Here is an 18,608-nt window from a genome sequence, read left to right as displayed (position 1 = left end):
CTGCCGTCCGCTTCCGCACCGTGATTGATCAACTGACTGTTCATGTGGACGATCCCCGCAGATCACCGCTGTCACCCGGTGAGTTCTCGAACGCTCGGCAGTGTCCCTGGCTGGTTGCGCTCCCAGCGCGCCACAGCACCTCAGGGATCCGGAGCGTCCTCCCTTGCCCCCATACGCACATCGGCCGCGTCGCGGCGCGACGATCGTCCTCGCGCTGTCGGCCTTCACCGCCACCCTGCTCGCACCCGCCCCGGTGCAAGCGCACCCGTTCGGGGATCCGCAGACCGTCGCCATCGCCGCCGACGCAGTACGCCCCGAGGTCGTGCACGTGCGCTGGAAGGTCGGCGGCGTCGACGACCTGACGCTGCTCGGGGTGTCGCTCGGCCTGCTCCCGCAGGACCGGGTCATGCTCGACGGCGCGGTGTTCTACGAGGACTCCGACGCCGCGGCGATCGGCCCGGCGACCGAGTTCTCCGCCTACCTGCTGAAGCAGATCACGGTCACCAGTAACGGTCGGGCGTGTGCCGGGGCGGTCGCCCCGCCGGACGATCTGGCCCGGACCGGCGTGACCATCGACTACACCTGCGCCGGGCCGGTCGGCACGGTGGCGGTCGCGGTCCGGACCCTGACCGACCTCAACCCCGCGTACCGCACACTGGCCACTGGTCCCGGCGGAGCACGCGCCGTCTACGCGTCCGACCAGGCTTCGCATGACTGGGTGCTCGGCGACGCGCCTGCGCAGGCCGCCCCGGACCTGGGCCGCAGCGCCGCCGTCCAGATCACGGCAGTGGTCGGCGGCGTGCTGGTCGCCGCCGTCGCCGCGCTGCTGGTGTGGCGCTGGTCGGGCCGTCGCCGTCGGCGGGTCGCGCGATGACCGTCGCGATACCCACCGCGTCCATTGCGGACCAGTTGCAGAGCATCATCCAGTCGCCGGGGGTGCCGCCGCTCGCGTTCGGGCTCGCGTTCGTCGCGGGCGCGGTGCACGCGGTGGCTCCGGGGCACGGCAAGAGCCTGGCTGCGGCGTACCTCATCGGGTCGCGTGGCCGAATCCGCGACGCCGCCTGGCTCGGCGGCTCGGTGGCCGTGATGCACACCGTCTCGGTCCTCTTCATCGGCCTGGCCTGGACGTTCCTGTCCCTCTCGGACGTGCTGCGCATGGAGGAGCTGACCGGCTGGCTGCAACTGCTCGCCGGCCTGCTCGTCCTGGCCACCGGCCTCGCCCTGGTGCGTCGCCACGTCCGTGGCCACGGCCACTCGCACAGCCACAGTCACGGCCACGGCCATTCGCACAGCCACAGTCATTCGCGCGGCCACGCTCATTCGCACGACCTTGACCACGCGCAGAGCCCTGACGACGAGCATGGCCCTGACCGCGCGCACACCGCCGACTCCGGCCGCGTCCACGATGCCGATCCCCACAACGTGGACGGCCACGGTCATGGCTCCGGCAGGCGGCCCGGTCTCGTGCTGCTCGGGATCTCCGGCGGCCTCACGCCGTCCCCGGCCGCGTTCCTTGTGCTGGTGACCGGGCTGTTCATCGGGCGGCCCGGGTTCGCGCTGCTGCTGGTGATGACGTTCGGCGTCGGGATGGCCGTCGTGCTGTTCGGTGTCGGCCTGCTCGCGATCGCCGGCAGTTCCGTGGTCGTCCGGGGTGCCCGGTCGAGCGGGGTCCTGCGTCTGGCCACCCGGGTGGCCCCTGTTCTCGCCGCCGCCGGCATCACGTTGTTCGGCGTCGGTGTCACCGCTGTCGCAGCGGTGCAGCTCACGAATGTCACCTAAGGAGACACCCCTCATGATCCACCGATTGCGCCCGAGCCGGCGACGCCTGCTCGGGCCGGCGCTCGCGCTGGCGCTGGTCGCCGGTGCGGGCACCGCGATCGTCTCGGTCGCCGCGGACGGTTCGCCGGCCGCGGCGTCGAGCAGCGGACCGACCCTCGACCTGCGTGAGGGCCAGACCCTCGAAGGCACCGTGCAGATTGACGCGGGGCCGGTCGCGGAGGACGACTCGGTCGTCTCCATCACTGTCGACGGCGTCACGGTCGACGCCGACAAGACCGCGGGCACCGCGCGCCTGAGCTTCGACATGGGCGGCAACGGCACGGAGGCCCGCTACCACAACTACCTCGTGGTCAACGGGCACACCGCCGACGCCGACCGGATCTTCTTCCCCGACGTCGTCGGCGGCACGCGCGGCACGCTGGAGTTCCCGGGTTCGTGGCTGCGGGCGGGCACCAACACGGTGACCGTCAAGGCGGGTGCGAACTGGGTCGACACCACGAACGCGACCGCGGTCGGGGTAGAGCAGCTGCCGTACGGGGAGGGCCTGCGCTGCCCGAACTATGACGACTTCGCGCTGAGCAGCATCGGCCTGGGCCTGCTCGGGGTGGTGGCCGACGGCGAGCAGAACGCGTTCAGCTACAGCTTCGGCGACGGCACCTGCGGCAGCTCGAAGCGCCTGCTGAGCCAGCCGCTGACGTTCGTCGTCTCCGGCGAGCCGGGCAGCACCGCCGGGCTGAGCGCCGACCTGGACACCACGAAGCTGACCAACGGCTCGCACACGGTCTCCGCGACGACGGAGTCGGGCGCGCGGACCAGCGTGACCGTCGAGGTCAACAACGCTCCGGCCGGTGCGGCCAAGGTGACGCCCGCCGACGGCGCGCTCGCGCGCGGCACGCAGCTGGTGACCGCGGCGCTGCCGAACGGCAGCGGTGACACGGTCGAGTCGCTGGCGATCGACGGCAAGCCGGTCGAGAACGCGGAGACGCTCGCGGCGGGGACGGCGACGTTCGGCTTCACCGTCGAGGCGGGCAACTCGGCTGAGGCGAAGTACCACAACTTCGTCCTGGTCAACGGCAACCGGGTGGATCTCGGCGGCGACTTCGGGGCGCTGGGCGCGGAGGACGTGAGCCTGCGCTTCCCGACCCGGTTCCTGCGGTCCGGTGACAACGTCGTCCAGGTCCGGACCGGTGACTACAACGGCACCGCCAACGGCGCGACCTGCGCCAACCACGACGACTTCAAGGTCACCCGGGCTTCGGCGAAGCTGGCGCTGAGCCTGCCGGGCACGGTGGCGGCGGGCACGACGTACCTGGTGACGACGACGGGCACGACGGAGACGAAGGTCGAGACGACGGCGGCGTCGTTGGCGCTCGGCGACGGGACCTGCGGGCCGAACAAGGACGCCGAGTTCCACTTTGACATCGCGGGCGCGCCGACGGCCCGCACCGTCGGCACGCTCGGCAGCGGTGGCGACGCGCACCTGCGGATGTTCATCGGTGGCAACGGCACCGACAACGGATACGACAACAAGGTCCTGATCAACGGCATCCCGCTGGACCTCGGGGTGTGGGAGAAGGAGACCGCGGACGTCTCGTTCCCGAACGAGTGGCTGGTGCCGGGCGTCAACGTGCTGGAGTTCGTCGCGGGCAGCGACCACGGCAGCGCGAAGCCGGGCGGCTGCGACAACTTCGACGACTTCACGCTGCGCGACTTCGAGCTGCTCCCGGCGGGGGCGAAGGCGACGCCGCTGACCAGGATGCTCGCGCAGACCACGGTGACCATCGGGTCGGCGAGCTACCCGGCGGGTTCGCCGGTGACCGTGCACATGGGTGACGGCACCTGCGGCAGCAGCTTCAACAGCGCGCTGGTCAAGGTGCTGCTGTTCGACGTCACCGCGGCGGACGGGGCGGCGCTGCCGGTGCTCGGCACGCGGGCCGACGTCGACACGACGAAGCTGGCGGACGGGGCGCACACCATCACGGCCGTGGTCGGCGGCAAGACCGCCACGCGGCGGTTCACCGTCGACAACACCGCGCCGGAGATCGACGGCAGCGTGCCGGCGCAGGGGCAGAAGCTCGTGGCGACCGTGGCGCTGAACGTCAAGGTCAAGGACGCCTCGGGCGTCGTGGGCACGCCGGTGATGACGCTGGACGGCAAGCCGGTCCAGCAGGGCGACCAGATCGGCCACGGCCTGCCCGCCGGGGCGCACACGATCGCGGTCACGGCGACCGACACGCTCGGCAACACGGGCACCCGGGAGATCCGCTTCACCAGCGCGAGCATCCCGGACGTCCCGACCGAGCTGACCGCGACGGTGTCCGACCCGAACGCGCCGTCGGCGCGGCTGACGGCGCGGATTCCCGGCGAGGAGGGCGTGCCGCTGACGGCCACGTTCACCAAGGCCGACGTGGTGACGCCGACCTCGGGTTACCAGGGCGAGGCGTTGGCGGTGCCGACCGCGCTCGACGTCGCCCACGACACGAACGTCAAGGTCGAGTCGCTGCGGCCGCTCGACGGGCAGACGGTCGACACGCCGTCCGGCCGGGACGTGGTGTTCCAGCGCTACGACCTGACCCTCGCCGAGACCGCGGCGTCGCCGACGCTGCGGTGGGAGGGCACCATCGACCCGAAGCGCCTGGTGGCGCTGCGGGTGTGGGACAAGGCGGCCGGGCAGTGGACGGTGCTCACCAGTTCGCGCGGGCAGGTCGGGCGCAGCACGGTGCTGACCGCGCCGCTGGCCGCCGGGTACCGGGACGGCACGACCGTGCACGTGCTGGTCACCGGTGAGGACCCGTTCGCCGACGACCTGTCGCCGCGGGACGCGTCCGCGGCCGCGGACAAGAACCACTTCGAGCAGCCGGGCACGTACGACTTCGCGATCTCGCACTTCACCGACACGCAGTACATCACCGAGGGTGCGGCGGGCGGCACGTACGACGACTGGGACGGCAAGGCCGAGCCCTCGGACGTGCAGACCGCGGCGGAGCAGGCCATCTGGCAGGCGGCGTACCGGGCCGAGACGCAGTGGATCGCGGACAACGCGGCCAGCCGCAAGATCGCGTACTCGGCGCACACCGGCGACGTCATCGAGAACGACTACTACGACCCGCTGGCCAAGAACGCCGACGGCACGCTGGTCCGGCCGGGCCTGCACGAGCAGGTCGAGAAGGAGCTGGCGGTCTCGTCGGAGTACCAGAAGATCCTGGACGACGGCAAGGTCGTCAACCAGGTCATCGCGGGCAACCACGACAACCAGCTCGGTGCCGAGACGGGACCGGGTTCCCGGTTCAGCAGGACGTTCAGCGCCGACCGGTACTACGGTGTCGCGAAGTCGTGGCCGGCGGGCGCGTCGTACCACGCGTGGGACGAGGTCGTGAACGCCGACGGCACGGTCACCCCGGGCAAGGACAACCAGAACAACTACGTGCTGTTCAGCGCGGGTGGGCTGGACTTCGTCGCGGTCGGCCTGTCGTACGGCGTCACCCCGGCAGAGGCCCGCTGGGCTGACTCGATCTTCAAGCGGTACAAGGACCGCAACGGGATCCTGCTGTCGCACGACTACCTCAAGCCGTCGGTCAACCCCGACGGCCGCGGGGCGGCGTTCTCCGACCCGGACGGCTCCGCCCTGTACAAGGGCGTCGTCGAGAACAACCCGAACGTGTTCCTGATCCTCGCCGGCCACGAGCACGGCGTGGGCATCAACCTGAAGTCGAAGGTCGGCGTGACGGTGTCGCACGACGTCGTCGAGCTGCTCGCGGACTACCAGTTCTACACGGTGCCCGCGAGCGACCTGTGGCCCGACAAGGTCGACGCCAACGGCAACATCGACCTCAACGGCGACGGGGTGACCGACCACAAGGCGGCCGACCGGCTCCAGTTCGGGGCGAGCTTCCTGCGGCTGATGCAGTTCGACGTCAAGAACGCCGAGATGCACATCGACACGTACTCGCCGTTCCTCGACACCTTCGGGGCGACCGAGTTCGACATCCGTGCCGACGGCAGCCAGACCAAGCCGCGCTACAACGGCGCGGAGGACAACCTGACCCTGCCCGTCGACCTGACCAGCCGCAAGACGTCGTTCTCGACCGACTCCCTGGCGGTGTACGTGCCGACGGGCGTCATCGGCTCCGACGAGGTGGCCGCCAACGGCACCGCCGCGGTGACCTGGCCGGGGCTCAAGCCCGTGACGTCGTACGCCTGGATCGTCACGGCGCGCAGCGCCGACGACGGCGTGGCCGTGGCGCAGCCCGCGGTGTTCCGTACCGGCAAGGGCAAGCCGGCGGTGACGGTGACCTCGGCCTCGACGGACTGGGGCACGGCGGCGAAGGTGACGGTCAAGGTCGCCGCGGGCGGCCTGCCCGTGACCGGCACCGTCGAGCTGCGCGAGGGTGACAAGGTGCGCGGCTCGGTCACCACGACCGACGGCGCCGCGACGTTCATCCTGCCGGTGGGCCTCGCCGCGGGCAGCCACCCGTTGACCGCGTCCTACGCGGGCAGCGAGCAGCTCGAACCCGCCCAGGGCAGCGGCACGGTGACGGTGAACCTGCCGGCCGCGTGGGTCGCGTCGAAGGCGTACAAGGAAGGGGATCGTGTCTCCTACCAGGGCAAGGTCTACAAGGCCTCCTGGTATGCGCAGAACCAGAAGCCGGGCGACGCGAACGGTCCGTGGCAGGAACTGGCCATGACCGAGGACGGCAGCACGGTCTGGACGGCGTCGCGGATCTTCAACGGCGGTGACGTCGTGGTCCACCAGGACAAGAAGTTCCGCGCCCGCTGGTACACCCGCAACCAGGCCCCGGGCGACCCGAACGGTCCCTGGGAGGAGCAGGCCCCGCCGTCACCCGACGGCAGCCCCGCCGCCTGGACGCCCACGACGGTGTACAACGCCGGCGACCGGGTGTCGTACCAGGGCCACGTCTACGAGGCGAAGTGGTACACCCGCAACCAGGCGCCGAGCACCGCGTCCGGCAGCCCCTGGAAGCTGATCAAGTAGCGGGAACGCGCAGGGCCGGGACCGTCCCGGTCCCGGCCCTGCGTGCACCTAGGGCCGCCGGAACAGCGCCGTCCACAGGAAGGGCTCGCCGAACAGCGGGGAGTCCTGCGGCTCGTCGCGCATGCGGCGCAGCTCGACCTCGGTCAGCTCGGCGAAGATGCCGCGCAGCGACTCCGCGGTGTAGGCGAGGCCGCCCTGCAGCCGCCCCTGGCGGTACAGGTCCACGTCGGACTCCTCGGAGCCCATGCCGCCCACGGCGAAGCAGCTCAGGCCGAAGTGTCCGCCGGGCGCGAGGGCCCGGTCGAGCAGCCGCAGGTAGCTGATGCGCCGGTGCGGCGGCAGGTGGTGGAAGCAGCCCGAGTCGTAGATCAGGTCGTACGGGCCGGTCAGGTCCAGCGCGAAGGCGTCGCCGCACAGGAACCGGATATCGACCGAGGCCTCCCGGGCCCGGTCCTGCGCCCAGGCGAGCGCGGCCGGCGACAGGTCCACCGCGTCGACCTCGAATCCCAGCGCGGCGAGGTGCACGGCGTTGCGGCCCGGCCCGCAGCCCAGATCGAGGGCCCGGCCGGGGGCGACCAGGCCGCGCTCGACGTACGAGGCCAGATTCTCGTCCGGCTTCGCGACGAAGAACGGCACCTCCCGCGAACGGTCCGCGTAGAAGCCGTCCCACCAGGTCGCGCCGCCGTCGGCGGTCCACCGGTCGGCATCCGGCGCGAACAGGGTGTCCATGAGTCTCAGCACGTCGTCGACGGTGCGGATGTCGCGTTCCAACGGGGCTCCTCGGTCAGTAGGGAAGAGGTGCGCTGAACACCTCGGTGTAGTGGTTGCTCACCGGGTGGTCGCTGCGCATGAGCACGAGCGCGGGCGCGGCCCAGACCGGTCCGGCGTACGCGCCGAGCTGGTCGAGGACCTCGCGCAGCTCGTCGGGGCCGAGGCGGTCGCCGGGCCGGGCCAGGGTCAGGTGCGGCTGGTAGGGGCGCGGGTCGAAGGGCACACGCGCCTCGGTCAGCGCGCTGCGCAGCCGGTTCGCGAGTTCGTGCAGCTCGTCGAGGTCGCCGTGCAGGCCGGCCCAGATCGCCGCCGCCCGCCCGTTCGGGAAACGGCCGCCGCCGGACAGGCGCAGCCGCGGGGCGTGCGGGGTCGCCGCGGCGGTGGCGCTCATCGCCGCGATCGTCGCGTCGAGCTGGGCGGGGTCGAGTTCGCCGAGGAAGGCCACGGTGACGTGCCACTGCTCGGGCGGCACCGGCCGCAGCGACAGGCCCTCGGGGTGCGGCCGGGTGAAGGCCAGCCGGGAGACCAGGCCGGCCAGGTCGGTGATCGCCGGTGCGGGCGGGTAGACCGCGACGAACAGGCGCTGCGTAGGTGGCACGGCAGAACACGGTAGCGAGCCGGCACGCGGCCCGTCGGCCGGGTGCCGGGATCGGCGGCCGGTGACCCTGCTCCGAGCTGCTCGGATGTCCGTTCGGATGACTCACGGCGACGTTCGGGGGACGCGCATGGAATGCGTCCCTCGTGGACAATCGCCTGTGCCGCATTTGATCACGGGGCGGCTCCACCAATGCGAATCGCGGCGACGCTTCGCGTACCCCTCGAGGACGTCATGTTGAAGACCTCAGCGAGACGGCTGGGCGTGCTTGCCCTGTCCCTCGCCATCGGCACCCTCGGCCTGGGCGCACCCGCGCAGGCCGCCGACACCGGAAGCATCGTCGGGCAGCTCACCGACGGCGGGCAGCCCGTCAACGGCGCGTCCGTGCAGGCCACCGCCGTGGACGGCGACGGCTGGGGCTACGCCAGCACCGACGCCGACGGCCACTACCAGCTCACCGACCTGCCGGCCGGGTCCTACCGGGTCCAGTACCACGTGGAGGGCAGACCCACCCAGTTCGCCTACGGGACGACGGACCACTCAGCGGCGACGATCATCGCCGTGCCCGCCGGCGGTCAGGTGACCGTCGACGACGCGCTGCTGCCGACCGGGACGATCACCGGCACGTTCCGGGACCGCGCGGGCAACGGGACCGCGGGGCTGTACGTGCGGGCCGACAGCACCGACGGCGACAGCGTCACCGGCTACACCGACGGGGAGGGCCACTACACGCTGCATGTGCTGCCGGGTTCGTACCGGATCCAGTTCGAGGTCGTGTCAGGCGTCTACCAGTACGCCCCGGGCAAGATCGGATATGCCGACGCGGCGGTCTACCCGGTGAGCGTCGGCCAGACGGTCACGGTGGACGACACGCTGCTGCCGACCGGCTCCGTCGCCGGCCGTTTCGTGGACCGGGACGGGACGGGCATCGCGGACGTGCAGGTGTCGGTGCAGAGCGACGCCGGCCCGTACTACTGGGTGAACACCGACGCGAACGGCGACTACCGGATCGACGGCGTGTTCGAGAGCGACGACTACAAGGTCTCCTTCTCCCACTGGGACCGCCACTTCGAGCAGCACGCCTACGGCAAGCTCGACCGCGCCACCGCGACGCTGTTCACCGTGACCGCTGACGCGGTGACCCGGGTCGACGACACGCTGCTGCCGACCAGCTCGGTCCACCTCACCGTGACCGACGCGCTCACCGGAGCGCCGATCCCGGCCTTCTACGGCGAGGTCGGCATGATCAGCGGGAGTGGCGTCGACGGCTCGCTGACGCTCGACGGCGTCACCGTCGGCGCGCAGCGGCTGTACGTCAGCGCCGACGGCTATCGGAGCGCCGCTCAGACCGGGGTCGTGGTGAGCGAGGGCGCGACCGCGGAGATCGCCGTGACGCTGACCCCCGTCGCGAAGATCGCCACGACGGTGGTCGACGCGGTCACCGGAGCGCCGGTCGAGGGCTTCTGCGTGCAGCCGGTCGTGCCCACGGAACTGGCCCTCGGCACGAGCTGCAAGCAGAGCGACAGTGCGGGCAAGGTCCTCATCGACTGGCTGGGCGCCGGGACCTACCAGCTGTTCGCCTACGAACTGCCGTGGGGCGAGTACTCGACGCCGTACGGCGCGCAGTGGGTCACCGCCGACGGCGGCACCGGCACGCAGACCCTGGCCACGCTGCTCACCGCGGTGCCCGGCCAGACCGTGGTCGCGCCGACCGTGAAACTGGACCGCCGCGGCGTCATCCGGGGCACCGTCCGGGCCGCCGACGGCACCCCGGCCAAGAACGCCTACGTCAGCTTCGGCAACTTCCACTACCACAGCGGCGACGGCGGCATCACCTTCCCGGCGGCGGCCGACGGCACCTACACCGTCGACTTCCTCGGGCCGTACCTGTGGCCGCTGCACTTCTACGCCGACGACCACGCTCCGCAGTGGAGCGGGAACTCGGGCGGCCGCTCCGGCGCGACCAAGGTCAAGGTACGGGCCGGCAAGACGGTCGTCTACGACATCCAGCTGCTCAAGGGCACCAAGGTCACCGTCACCGCGCCGGACAGCGGCTACTACGTGGCGTACCACGCGGCGACCGGCGAGACCAGCGGCCGGTGCAGCACCTGGCCCGCGATGACCTGCGACATGCTGGTGCTCGGGACGCAGAAGGTCCGCTTCAAGGTCTGGGGCAGCGAGGAGGACTTCTGGTACGGCGGGGGCGACTTCGCCACCGCCACCTCGGTGACCGTCCCCGCGACCGGGACCCTGACGGTGAACATCACCCGATGACGCGTGCGCCGGGGCGGGTTCGCCCGCCCCGGCTCCGCCGGTCAGCTGAGCTCGGTGTTCGGGACCTCGCGCAGGTACGAGGCGACCTTCTTGTTGTGCGAGCGCGCCTGTGCCGCCTTCTGCGTGATCGTGGTGCCCTCCTCGACCGACGGGTCGAGCCGGACCGAGCTGCGCACCTCGGACATGTTCCGGTAGACCTCCGGCGGCAGCGTCCGCGCCAGCTTCAGCACGTCGCCATCGCTGGTGTATTCGATGACGTGCGCGAAGATTGCGTGCTTATCAGCCGGAAAGTCGATATCGCGTAGTGCTTGCTGCATCTGCAGCCACGCTTGGTTCTCCATCATTCGACTCTGATCCGTCGCCGTGCCGTACACGGCCTGTTCCCGGAAAATCCTGCGCCGGGCGCGCCTGCCGTGATGGTCAGCCCGCGGTCGGGGCGGGCACCGGCGCGGGCCGCCGCCGGGCCGTGCCCGCCAGCCGCAGGCCGCCCGCGACCACGGCCAGCGCCACCGTCGCCGCGCCCGAGGCCAGCAGCGTGCCGCCCGGCCCGAGCCAGTGCACCAGCGGCCCGCCGAACGCGGCCCCGATCGGGGCCGCCGCCACGGTGATCGAACCTCGGGCGGCCAGCACCGCGGGCAGGTCGGCCGGGCCGGCCGCGGACTGGAACAGCGTGATGTTGAACGCGGGGAACGGCCCGTAGATGATCCCGCCCGCGGCCAGCCCGACCAGGGTGATCCAGGTCGAGGTGGTGAACCCGAACGGCAGCAGGGCCGCGCCCCAGCCCGCGATGACCGCGATGGTGAACGGCCACGGCGCCACCCGCCGCAGCGCGCCCGCGAGCAGGCCGCCGAGCAGCGCGCCGACCCCGAACACGGCCCAGTAGACGCCGAGGAAGCCCGCCGAGCGGCCCAGCGTGTCGACGATGAACAGCGGCAGCGCCACCTCGACGGGGCCGTACAGGAAGAAGAAGACCGCGGTGAGGGCGAGCAGGCCGAGCAGCTCGGGTCGCCGGGCCAGCAGGCGGAAGCCGCCGGTGGCGCCCGCCGCCTCGGGCTCGGCGTGCGCGGCCCCGGCGGGGATGCGGCGCAGTTGCGCGGCCAGCACGAGGTAGGTCAGCGCGTCGATGGCGAGGGCGACGCCGGGTCCGGTGGCGGCGACCAGGAGCCCGGCCAGCGGTGGCCCGACGATGATGGCGGTGGTCTGGCTGGTGCCGAGCAGGGTGTTGGCGGGCAGCCGGTGCTCGTCCGGCACGAGCCGGCTGACCAGGGTGTAGGTGCCGGCCGAGCCCCACGCGACGAGCAGTGACGAGACCGCCAGCAGGGCGACGTACCCGGCGGGGGAGAGCAGCCCGAGCAGGTGCAGCACCGCGGCCGCGCCCAGGCCGCCGGCCCGCAGCAGCGCGTTTGCGGTGACCAGGGTGCGGGCGTCGACGCGGCGCAGCCACGGGGCCAGCGCCAGCGCGCCGAGCGCGGCGGGCAGCGTGTACGCGGCGACGGCCGCGCCGACGACCAGCGCCTCCTGCTCGGGTGCGGCGATACGGATGGCCAGCAGCGAGATGGTGACCACGCTCAGGCCGTCGCCGAGGTAGGAGACCGCCTCGCCAGACAGCAGCCGACGGAACCCGGTCACCTGCAGGACGTCCCGGTAGGCGGCCGGGACCAGGCGTTTCGTCACACGCATCGGCACAGCCTGCCAGTTCAACCAGGGTTGAGGTCAAGCTGCCCGACGGCGGGGGTGCGCGGTCGATCATGAGGTTAGGAGGGCGACACGCCGTCGAACATGACCCATAAGTTCATGATCGACGCGGGTGGGGGTGGAACCGGGTGGGGGTGTCGTGACTCGTTTCGGTGACCGCCCGCCCCGGATCCGGGAGAGACTTCCATGACCGTTTTGTTGAGGCGCTCCGCCGCTGTTCTGGCCGCCTGTGGCGTGTTCGCCGCCGGGTGCACGGAGCAGGGTTCGCCGTCCGCCGCGCCGAGCCCGTCGCCGGTGGCCCCTTCGCTCGCGCCGGGGTGCTCCGCCACCAAGATCGAGAACGGGCCGTTGCCGGAGTGGGCGCGTGCCGGGTTCAGCGGGGACGCGCGGGCCGTGCACGTGCTCGGTGTGCAGGGCGAGATCGCCGCGGTGCTGTTCGGGCACCCGCTGACCCACGACCGCAAGGACGGCGTGAGCAACAAGATCCTCTGGGTGGCCCGGGAGAAGTACGAGCCGGGCGACCTGACGATCAAGGCGCGGCTCGCGGGCACGGGCGAGCCGGTGCTCCGCGAGGTCTCCGGCGGGCCGGGACCGTCCATCATCGACCTGCCGCGGGCGGGCTGCTGGCGGGTGTATCTGAGCTGGCCCGGTCACACCGACACGATGGACCTGGTCTACGCCGGCTGAACCGGCCCCGTCCGGCCACTGCGGACGATGGCCCGCGCGAACCCTACCGCCGCCCCGGAACTGCGGGTTATGGTGCACCAATGACGGACGGGAGCGCTTCCACGCCGCACCCGGGCGGGCCGGCCACGCTGGCCGAGGTGGCCCGCGCGGCCGGTGTCTCCATCGCGACCGCCTCGCGGGTGCTCAACAACTCCAGCCAGGTCAGCGCCGAGGCGTACCAGCGGGTCTGCGACGCGGCGAGCCGCCTCGGCTACCGCCGCCGCCGGGCCGCCTGGGGGCGTACGTCCGCCGGGGCGCGGGCCGTCGCGGCGGTGGTGCACGCCGGGCACCGGCTGGTGTTCACCGAGCCGTTCTTCGCCCGCTTCCTGGGCGCGGTGGAGACCGAACTGGCCCGCTACGACCTGCCGCTGCTGGTGACGAACGTGTCCGGCACGCTGGCCGAGACCGTCGGGCGCTATCTGCGGGCCGGCAACGTGGCCGGAGTGATCATCGTGTCGGATCACGGCCCGCTGCCGCTGTCCGGCTCGCTGGCCGCGCTCGGGCTGCCGATCACCGTGGTCGGCCGGCCACTGCACCCCTACCAGCTGCCCTATGTGGACGCCGACAACCGCGGCGGCGCGCGGGCGGCGGTCGAACACCTGCTCGGCAAGGGGTACCGGTCGATCGGGCACATCGCCGCGCCGCCGGACACCGGCCCCGGTGCGGACCGGCTGGCCGGATACCGTGACGCGATCCAGGCGTCGGGACTGACCGACCTGCCCGTCGCGTACGGCGACTGGAGCCAGGCGTCCGCCGCGCACGCCATGCAGCGGCTGCTCGAACAGCGCCCGCAGCTCGACGCGGTGTTCGCCGCGTCCGACGTGATGGCCGCGGGTGCGGTGCGCTACCTGCGCCAGGCCGGCCGGCGCATCCCCGACGACGTCGCCGTGGTCGGGTTCGACGACCACGCGCTGGCCGCCCAGGTGCGCCCGGCGCTGACCACGGTGCGCCAGCCGGTCGAGCTGATGGGCGCGACCTGCGTGCGGGGCCTGCTCTCGGCGGCAGCCGGGGACCCGCCCGGCGAGTTCGCCACCGTCCTGCCCACCGAACTCGTCATCCGCGACTCCGCCTGACCCGCGTCTTGGCCAGCACGACGGGCGCGGGTGACGGGTCACTCGTGGGCGGTCAGGTGCAGGCGGATGGTGGTCGCGCCGGGGCGGGCGTGCACGCGTACCAGGTCGCAGTGCAGGTGGGCGGTCAGCAGGGCGGCACCGTGGGCGGCCAGCGGGTCGGTGAGCTGGCCGTGGTCGCGCAACTGGCACACCACGAGGTCGTGTTCGGGCCAGATGCTCACCGCGCCGGGTCCGTCGGTGCGCGCGAGGGTGCCGGCGGCCAGTTCCTCGATCAGGTCGGCGAGCAGGTCGCGCCGCTCCGGCTTCAGCCCGGCGGTGGCCGCGTGACCGGTCACGAAGGAGCGCAGCCCGGCCAGGTCGTGCACGGCGTCGTACCGCATCGTCGCCGCGTGGGGCGGGGGAGCGGGCAGCGGCGGATGGAACGAGGCCGCCGTCCGGCGCGGGTCGCCGTAGGCGGGGCTCGGCCGGCGCTCGCCGCGCAGCAGCAGCTCGGGGTGGGTGCGGTGGGCGTCGGAGACCATGTGCGGGTCCAGATTGGCCGCGTCGCACGGGCACAGCAGCGCCACGTCGCGACCGGCGAACGCGAGGTTGACCATCGCCTCGTGCGCGACGCAGGCCGGGTACTCCAGCGCGCTGCGGCCCGGCCACAGCGGCTCGGCGACGGCCGCCGTCCGGCGGCCGGGGAACTCGTCAGCGAAGGCCAGCAGTACGCCGGGCAGGATGCGGCCGGGGTTGCGGCCGGCGACGGTCAGGTCGGTGAAGCGCACCCGCTCGGCGTGCGAGCCGAGGCAGTCCCGCAGGATCTCCAGTTTCGCGCTGGGCACGGCGACCAGCACCGGGTGTCCGGCGTCCAGCGCGGTGTGGATGAAGGCCAGCGTGCCGCTGACGTACTCGGCGACCCCGCGGTAGGGGAAGCCGACGTGCTCGCGTGGTGCAGGTGCGGACATGCGTCACGCGGCCGGGAGCGGTGGTGCGATGGGCGTGCCGGCGCGGGGCACGTGCCATGGGGGCACCTCTTGCCATGCCATAGCGGGGGCGTTACCCCAACGGGTGGGCGGCTAAACGCGGGTTCGCGGAAAAGATTCGCGGCGTACCGGCGCGAAAGGCGCGGACCGCCGGCGTCGCTCTCACGACGCCGGCGGCCGTGCCGCTGCCGGCGGGGCCCAAGTTTCCGCCCCAGCGGCACTCCCTACAGACCCGCCGCGCCGGTGCGCCCGGGGCGGCGGGGTTCCCGTCGACCGGGCCAGCCGGTCGACGCGAGGACGGCCCCGATCCTGAGCACCCACGCGGATGCGGGACCGTCGCTCGGTAGCGGTCAGCTCAACGGCGGGTACGCGTTCGCCATCAGCTGCTGGAACTGAGCGGAGAACCAGTGCCCCGACACGGGGGCGTTGGGCAGCGCGCCGGACATGCTGTTGCCGTTGCGGGCGTTGCCCGGGTACGTCGGGTCGCACATCCGGTCGAAGCCCTTGCCCTCGTCGTTCGGGATCAGGCTGCTGGAGCCGTCGGACTCGCCCGGCGGCTTGATCCAGACGTACGCGTCGATGCCCGTCGCGGGCGCGGAGCGCGGGCGCTCACCGAGGCCGGCGCCGGCCTGGTTGCACCAGTTGCCCTTGTGGATACGACGGTCGATACGGGACTGGTTCACGAAGGTGTTCGGGTCGGTCGACGTGCTCGCCGCCGTGGGCCGGGTGGCCTGCGTCGGCTGGCACGGTGTCTGGACACAGCTGCCCCAGCCGTTGCGGGAGGTGTCGATCAGCATGCCGATGCTGGACGAGAACCCGGACTGGATGAGCCGGGACCGGAACGCCTGCGCGAACGTCAGCTCGTCGTTGTACCGGTTCCAGTCGATCCAGGTGGTCTGGCGAAGCTGCTCGGTCACCGAGCCCACGTACGGCTCGGTCAGCGCCGAGGTGTTCGCGGTGTTGGTGATGAAGCCGTGCACGTTGGCGGCGGTGCTGCCGGACGCGGTCGCGGCCGTGAACATCATGTTCGCGGTCGCCCCGAAGTTGTCGTCCCAGCCGACCCAGCCGTGGTGGGCCGCGTCGATGTAGTTGTAGACGTTCGGGATCGCGCCGAGCTTGTTCAGCGCGTAACCGACGCCGTCGACGTAGCCGCGGTTGGCGAGCATGGTGTCGCACATCGCGGTCGCGGTCGCCCGGCCGCCGACGTTGGTCACCAGGTTCGGCAGCGAGTCGATCTCGATGATCGCCACGATGCGCAGGTTCGCGTACGCCGGGCGGGCCAGAATCCCCGCCATCACGTCGATGTACTCGGACTTGTACCGGGCCAGCTCGGTCGGGCCCAGCTCGCCGTTGGAGGCCAGCGCGGCGCAGTCACGGCCGGGCAGGTTGTAGACGACGATCTGGATCACCATCGGCGTGGAGCCGTTGGCCGCGTCCTGGGTGACCGCCTGGTCGAGGTGGTCGGCCAGGCCCATGGTGCCCGTGGTCGGGCTGCCGTTGCCGGTCAGCGCGCTGATCCGGTCGAACCACACACCGGTGGGCTGGTTGGCGATCCGGCTGCCGCCCGGCTCGGCGAGAGCCTTGGCCCGCCACTGCGGGTTCACGTAGACGCCGGCGTTGGCGTACGGGTTGTCGGCCCGCGGGCCGCCGGTGCCGCCGTCGTTGTCGGCCTCGGTCGCGGTGACGGTCACCGAGGTCAGGCCGCTGGAGGCGACCGTGATCGGCCGGGTGCCGGCGGTGGTGTCGGAGTCCTCGGCCGAGGCCAGGGTCACCGTCTGGGCGGTGCTCCAGTTGCTCGTGGTGAACGTCAGGCTCGCACCCGACGACACGGTGATGCTGGTGTCACCGGAGCCGGCCGTGTTGGTCACCGTCACGTTGCCGGACGGCTGCGCGGCCAGGCGCACCGTGTATGTCGCCGTGCTGCCTTCCGGCACGCTGACGCTGGTCGACGAGACCACCAGCGACTGGGTCGTGGTGCCGTCGTTGTCGGCCTCGGTCGCGTTGACCGTCACCGACGTCAGCCCGGACGACGCCACCGTGAACGGCCGGGTGCCGTTCGTGGTGTCGGAGTCCTCGGCCGCGGCCAGCGTGACGTTCTGGTTGGTGCTCCAGTTGCTCGACGTGAACGTCAGGCTGGTGCCCGACGACACAGTGAGGTTGGAGTCACCGGAACCCGCGGTCGTGGTGACCGTGACGTTGCTGCTCGGCGCGGCCGACAGACGTACGGCGTAGGTGGCGGTGCCGCCCTCGGGCACGCTCAGCGACGTCGGCGACACGACCAGGCTCACCGTCGGCGTGGTGCCGCCGCAGGAGACCCCGTTGATCGCGAAGTTGCTCGGGTTGGTGTTCGTGCCGCTGTAGGTGCCGTTGAAGCCGATGCCGGTGGACGCACCCGTGGCCAGGTTGCCGTTGTAGGACAGGCTCGTCGCGGTGACGTTCTGCCCGGACTGGCTGTAGTTGGCCGACCAGCCCTGGATGCCGCCCTGATTGCCGGGCCAGGTCCAGGTCAGCGACCAACTGGTCAGCGGGTCGCCGGTGTTGGTGATGTTGATGTTCGCGCCGAAGCCGCTGCCGTTGTCCCATGCTTTCGTATAGGTCACCTGGCAGGACACGGCGGCCTGTGCGGGCGTGGCCACGGCGACCAGCCCAATGGCCGCCAGCGCGCTCGCGCCGAGCAGCGCCGTCAGGCGGCGTCCGGCGGATCTGATCGGAATCCTCACTTGGGTACTCCTTGAGCCAGGCCGGACCGGTCCGATGGTGGTGGGACCGGTGCGGGGCCTGCGCGGGCACGCGGCCACCGGGCGGGCGGCACGTTCCGGCGCAGGAAGGAATGGACAGCCCGGACGAGCTGTAACAGCGGTGCGCGGCGCCGCCCGGAGAACCGGGGCCCTCGGTGCCGTGTCGCGCGGTTCGGCTCCCTGCACGCGTGATGGCAGTTTCACACCGTCGCAACAGGACCGCAATGAGTGTCGATGGATCTGGCACAAAGTCGGGTCGTACAACTAAGACGTATGATGACCTGGCAAGATCCGCCCGGCGGCGTTCCGGGAACGAGTTGTCAGGGCAGGTCGGGGATCGGGGCGTGGGCCCGGATCAGGGCGTCGACGGCCTGCCGTACGCCCTCGTCGGTGGCGACCTCGCGCTGCACCCGCTCGGCCCGGTCCACGGTGAGACCGTCCGCGGCCAGGTGGTGGGTCAGCTCCTCGGGCGCCCAGAGCAGGTCGGGGTCCTGCGGGCCGCCGGTGCCGTGGGTGAGGTTGGTGCGATCGTGGCCGATCGCGAACAGCGTGCCGCCGGGTGCGACCGCGCGGGCCGCCAGCGCCCAGACCTGCGCCATCTGATCCGGCGGCAGCTGCAGATAGGCGATCAGGACCAGGTCGAAGCCCTCCGCCGGAGGCCGGTACGCCAGCACGTCGCCGACGACCCAGTCCACGTCGAGCCCGTCCTGCCGGGCCCGCTCGCGTCCTTTGTCGACCGCGACCTGCGCGTAGTCGATCGCGGTCACCCGCCAGCCCTTGCCCGCCAGCCACAGCGCGTTGCGGCCCTCGCCCGAGGCGAGATCGAGCGCCCGGCCCGGCGGCAGCGCATCGAGCGCGGCGGCCACGAAGCGGTTCGGCTCGGGGCTCCACACCAGGTCGGCGGCAGCGTAGCGGCGGTTCCAGTCCTCGGCGTCCATCGCCGCCAACCTACCGCCCCGGACGGCACGGCCGCCGCATGATCGCCGTTCTGCCCGCGCC

Annotated in this window: 13 protein-coding genes; 6 read left to right on the top strand and 7 right to left on the bottom strand. The window is 72.0% G+C overall.

All coding sequences use genetic code 11. The features are described 5' to 3' along the window. Positions 1 to 163 precede the first annotated feature (163 nt). From AB0B35_RS02735 to AB0B35_RS02725, 3 genes are read left to right on the top strand one after another with little or no spacing between them, the layout of a single operon-like run. The gene (locus tag AB0B35_RS02735) at positions 164 to 874 is read left to right on the top strand and encodes a hypothetical protein (protein ID WP_361039872.1); all 711 of its coding nucleotides are present in this window, start codon (positions 164 to 166) and stop codon (positions 872 to 874) included. Beyond that, entirely contained in the window at positions 871 to 1,779 is a 909-nt protein-coding gene (locus AB0B35_RS02730) for a cobalt transporter (protein ID WP_361039870.1), read from the top strand. The genes AB0B35_RS02735 and AB0B35_RS02730 overlap by 4 nt, the downstream gene beginning before the upstream one ends. Before the next feature lie 13 nt (positions 1,780 to 1,792). Beyond that, a complete protein-coding gene (locus AB0B35_RS02725; protein WP_361039867.1) occupies positions 1,793 to 6,772 on the top strand; it encodes a carbohydrate-binding protein in 4,980 nt (1,659 codons plus the stop codon). Between the two features lie 48 nt (positions 6,773 to 6,820). Here the strand turns inward: AB0B35_RS02725 and AB0B35_RS02720 are convergent, their stop codons facing one another. Both AB0B35_RS02720 and thpR read right to left on the bottom strand, forming a co-directional pair. Then, entirely contained in the window at positions 6,821 to 7,543 is a 723-nt protein-coding gene (locus AB0B35_RS02720) for a class I SAM-dependent methyltransferase (RefSeq protein ID WP_361039864.1), read from the bottom strand. Positions 7,544 to 7,556: 13 nt separating this feature from the next. Beyond that, positions 7,557 to 8,141 carry an RNA 2',3'-cyclic phosphodiesterase gene (gene thpR / locus AB0B35_RS02715; RefSeq protein WP_361039862.1) on the bottom strand — a complete coding sequence of 195 codons (585 nt, stop codon included), beginning with the start codon at positions 8,139 to 8,141 and terminating at the stop codon, positions 7,557 to 7,559. Positions 8,142 to 8,372: 231 nt separating this feature from the next. Between thpR and AB0B35_RS02710 the strand changes: the two genes are divergently transcribed. After that, a complete protein-coding gene (locus AB0B35_RS02710) occupies positions 8,373 to 10,412 on the top strand; it encodes a carboxypeptidase regulatory-like domain-containing protein (protein WP_361039860.1) in 2,040 nt (679 codons plus the stop codon). A gap of 41 nt (positions 10,413 to 10,453) precedes the next feature. Here the strand turns inward: AB0B35_RS02710 and AB0B35_RS02705 are convergent, their stop codons facing one another. Further along, on the bottom strand, positions 10,454 to 10,753 hold the full coding sequence (locus tag AB0B35_RS02705) for a DUF2795 domain-containing protein (protein ID WP_361039858.1): 300 nt from the start codon (positions 10,751 to 10,753) through the stop codon (positions 10,454 to 10,456). A gap of 79 nt (positions 10,754 to 10,832) precedes the next feature. Continuing rightward, positions 10,833 to 12,092: an MFS transporter gene (locus AB0B35_RS02700; protein ID WP_361039855.1), complete on the bottom strand. Its 1,260-nt coding sequence runs from the start codon at positions 12,090 to 12,092 to the stop codon at positions 10,833 to 10,835. A gap of 201 nt (positions 12,093 to 12,293) precedes the next feature. Between AB0B35_RS02700 and AB0B35_RS02695 the strand changes: the two genes are divergently transcribed. Both AB0B35_RS02695 and AB0B35_RS02690 read left to right on the top strand, forming a co-directional pair. After that, positions 12,294 to 12,794 carry a hypothetical protein gene (locus tag AB0B35_RS02695; RefSeq protein ID WP_361039852.1) on the top strand — a complete coding sequence of 167 codons (501 nt, stop codon included), beginning with the start codon at positions 12,294 to 12,296 and terminating at the stop codon, positions 12,792 to 12,794. A gap of 80 nt (positions 12,795 to 12,874) precedes the next feature. Then, positions 12,875 to 13,906, top strand: coding sequence for a LacI family DNA-binding transcriptional regulator (locus AB0B35_RS02690; protein WP_361039849.1), 1,032 nt, complete (start codon positions 12,875 to 12,877; stop codon positions 13,904 to 13,906). Positions 13,907 to 13,944: 38 nt separating this feature from the next. On the opposite strand, the gene AB0B35_RS02685 is transcribed toward AB0B35_RS02690, so the two are convergent. The 3 genes from AB0B35_RS02685 to AB0B35_RS02675 form a co-directional block, all read right to left on the bottom strand. Further along, positions 13,945 to 14,853 (bottom strand): MEDS domain-containing protein, encoded by a 909-nt coding sequence (locus AB0B35_RS02685; protein ID WP_361039847.1) that lies wholly within the window; start codon positions 14,851 to 14,853, stop codon positions 13,945 to 13,947. 368 nt (positions 14,854 to 15,221) lie between these two features. Continuing rightward, on the bottom strand, positions 15,222 to 17,591 hold the full coding sequence (locus AB0B35_RS02680; RefSeq protein WP_361039845.1) for a glycoside hydrolase family 6 protein: 2,370 nt from the start codon (positions 17,589 to 17,591) through the stop codon (positions 15,222 to 15,224). Positions 17,592 to 17,929: 338 nt separating this feature from the next. Further along, the gene (locus AB0B35_RS02675; RefSeq protein ID WP_361039843.1) at positions 17,930 to 18,547 is read right to left on the bottom strand and encodes a class I SAM-dependent methyltransferase; all 618 of its coding nucleotides are present in this window, start codon (positions 18,545 to 18,547) and stop codon (positions 17,930 to 17,932) included. Between the last annotated feature and the right edge of the window lie 61 nt (positions 18,548 to 18,608).

Source organism: Catellatospora sp. NPDC049133 (genome assembly GCF_040648455.1).
GTDB lineage: Bacteria > Actinomycetota > Actinomycetes > Mycobacteriales > Micromonosporaceae > Catellatospora > Catellatospora aurea.
This window is presented reverse-complemented; position numbering and strand designations above follow the sequence as displayed.

Bases quoted from the DNA above. Each gene is read 5' to 3' on its own strand.
- AB0B35_RS02730 (WP_361039870.1), top strand. From the start codon at position 871: ATGACCGTCGCGATACCCACCGCGTCCATTGCGGACCAGTTGCAGAGC.
- AB0B35_RS02725 (WP_361039867.1), top strand. From the start codon at position 1,793: ATGATCCACCGATTGCGCCCGAGCCGGCGACGCCTGCTCGGGCCGGCG.
- AB0B35_RS02710 (WP_361039860.1), top strand. From the start codon at position 8,373: ATGTTGAAGACCTCAGCGAGACGGCTGGGCGTGCTTGCCCTGTCCCTC.
- AB0B35_RS02705 (WP_361039858.1), bottom strand. From the start codon at position 10,753: ATGGAGAACCAAGCGTGGCTGCAGATGCAGCAAGCACTACGCGATATC.
- AB0B35_RS02700 (WP_361039855.1), bottom strand. From the start codon at position 12,092: ATGCGTGTGACGAAACGCCTGGTCCCGGCCGCCTACCGGGACGTCCTG.
- AB0B35_RS02695 (WP_361039852.1), top strand. From the start codon at position 12,294: ATGACCGTTTTGTTGAGGCGCTCCGCCGCTGTTCTGGCCGCCTGTGGC.
- AB0B35_RS02690 (WP_361039849.1), top strand. From the start codon at position 12,875: ATGACGGACGGGAGCGCTTCCACGCCGCACCCGGGCGGGCCGGCCACG.
- AB0B35_RS02685 (WP_361039847.1), bottom strand. From the start codon at position 14,853: ATGTCCGCACCTGCACCACGCGAGCACGTCGGCTTCCCCTACCGCGGG.
- AB0B35_RS02675 (WP_361039843.1), bottom strand. From the start codon at position 18,547: ATGGACGCCGAGGACTGGAACCGCCGCTACGCTGCCGCCGACCTGGTG.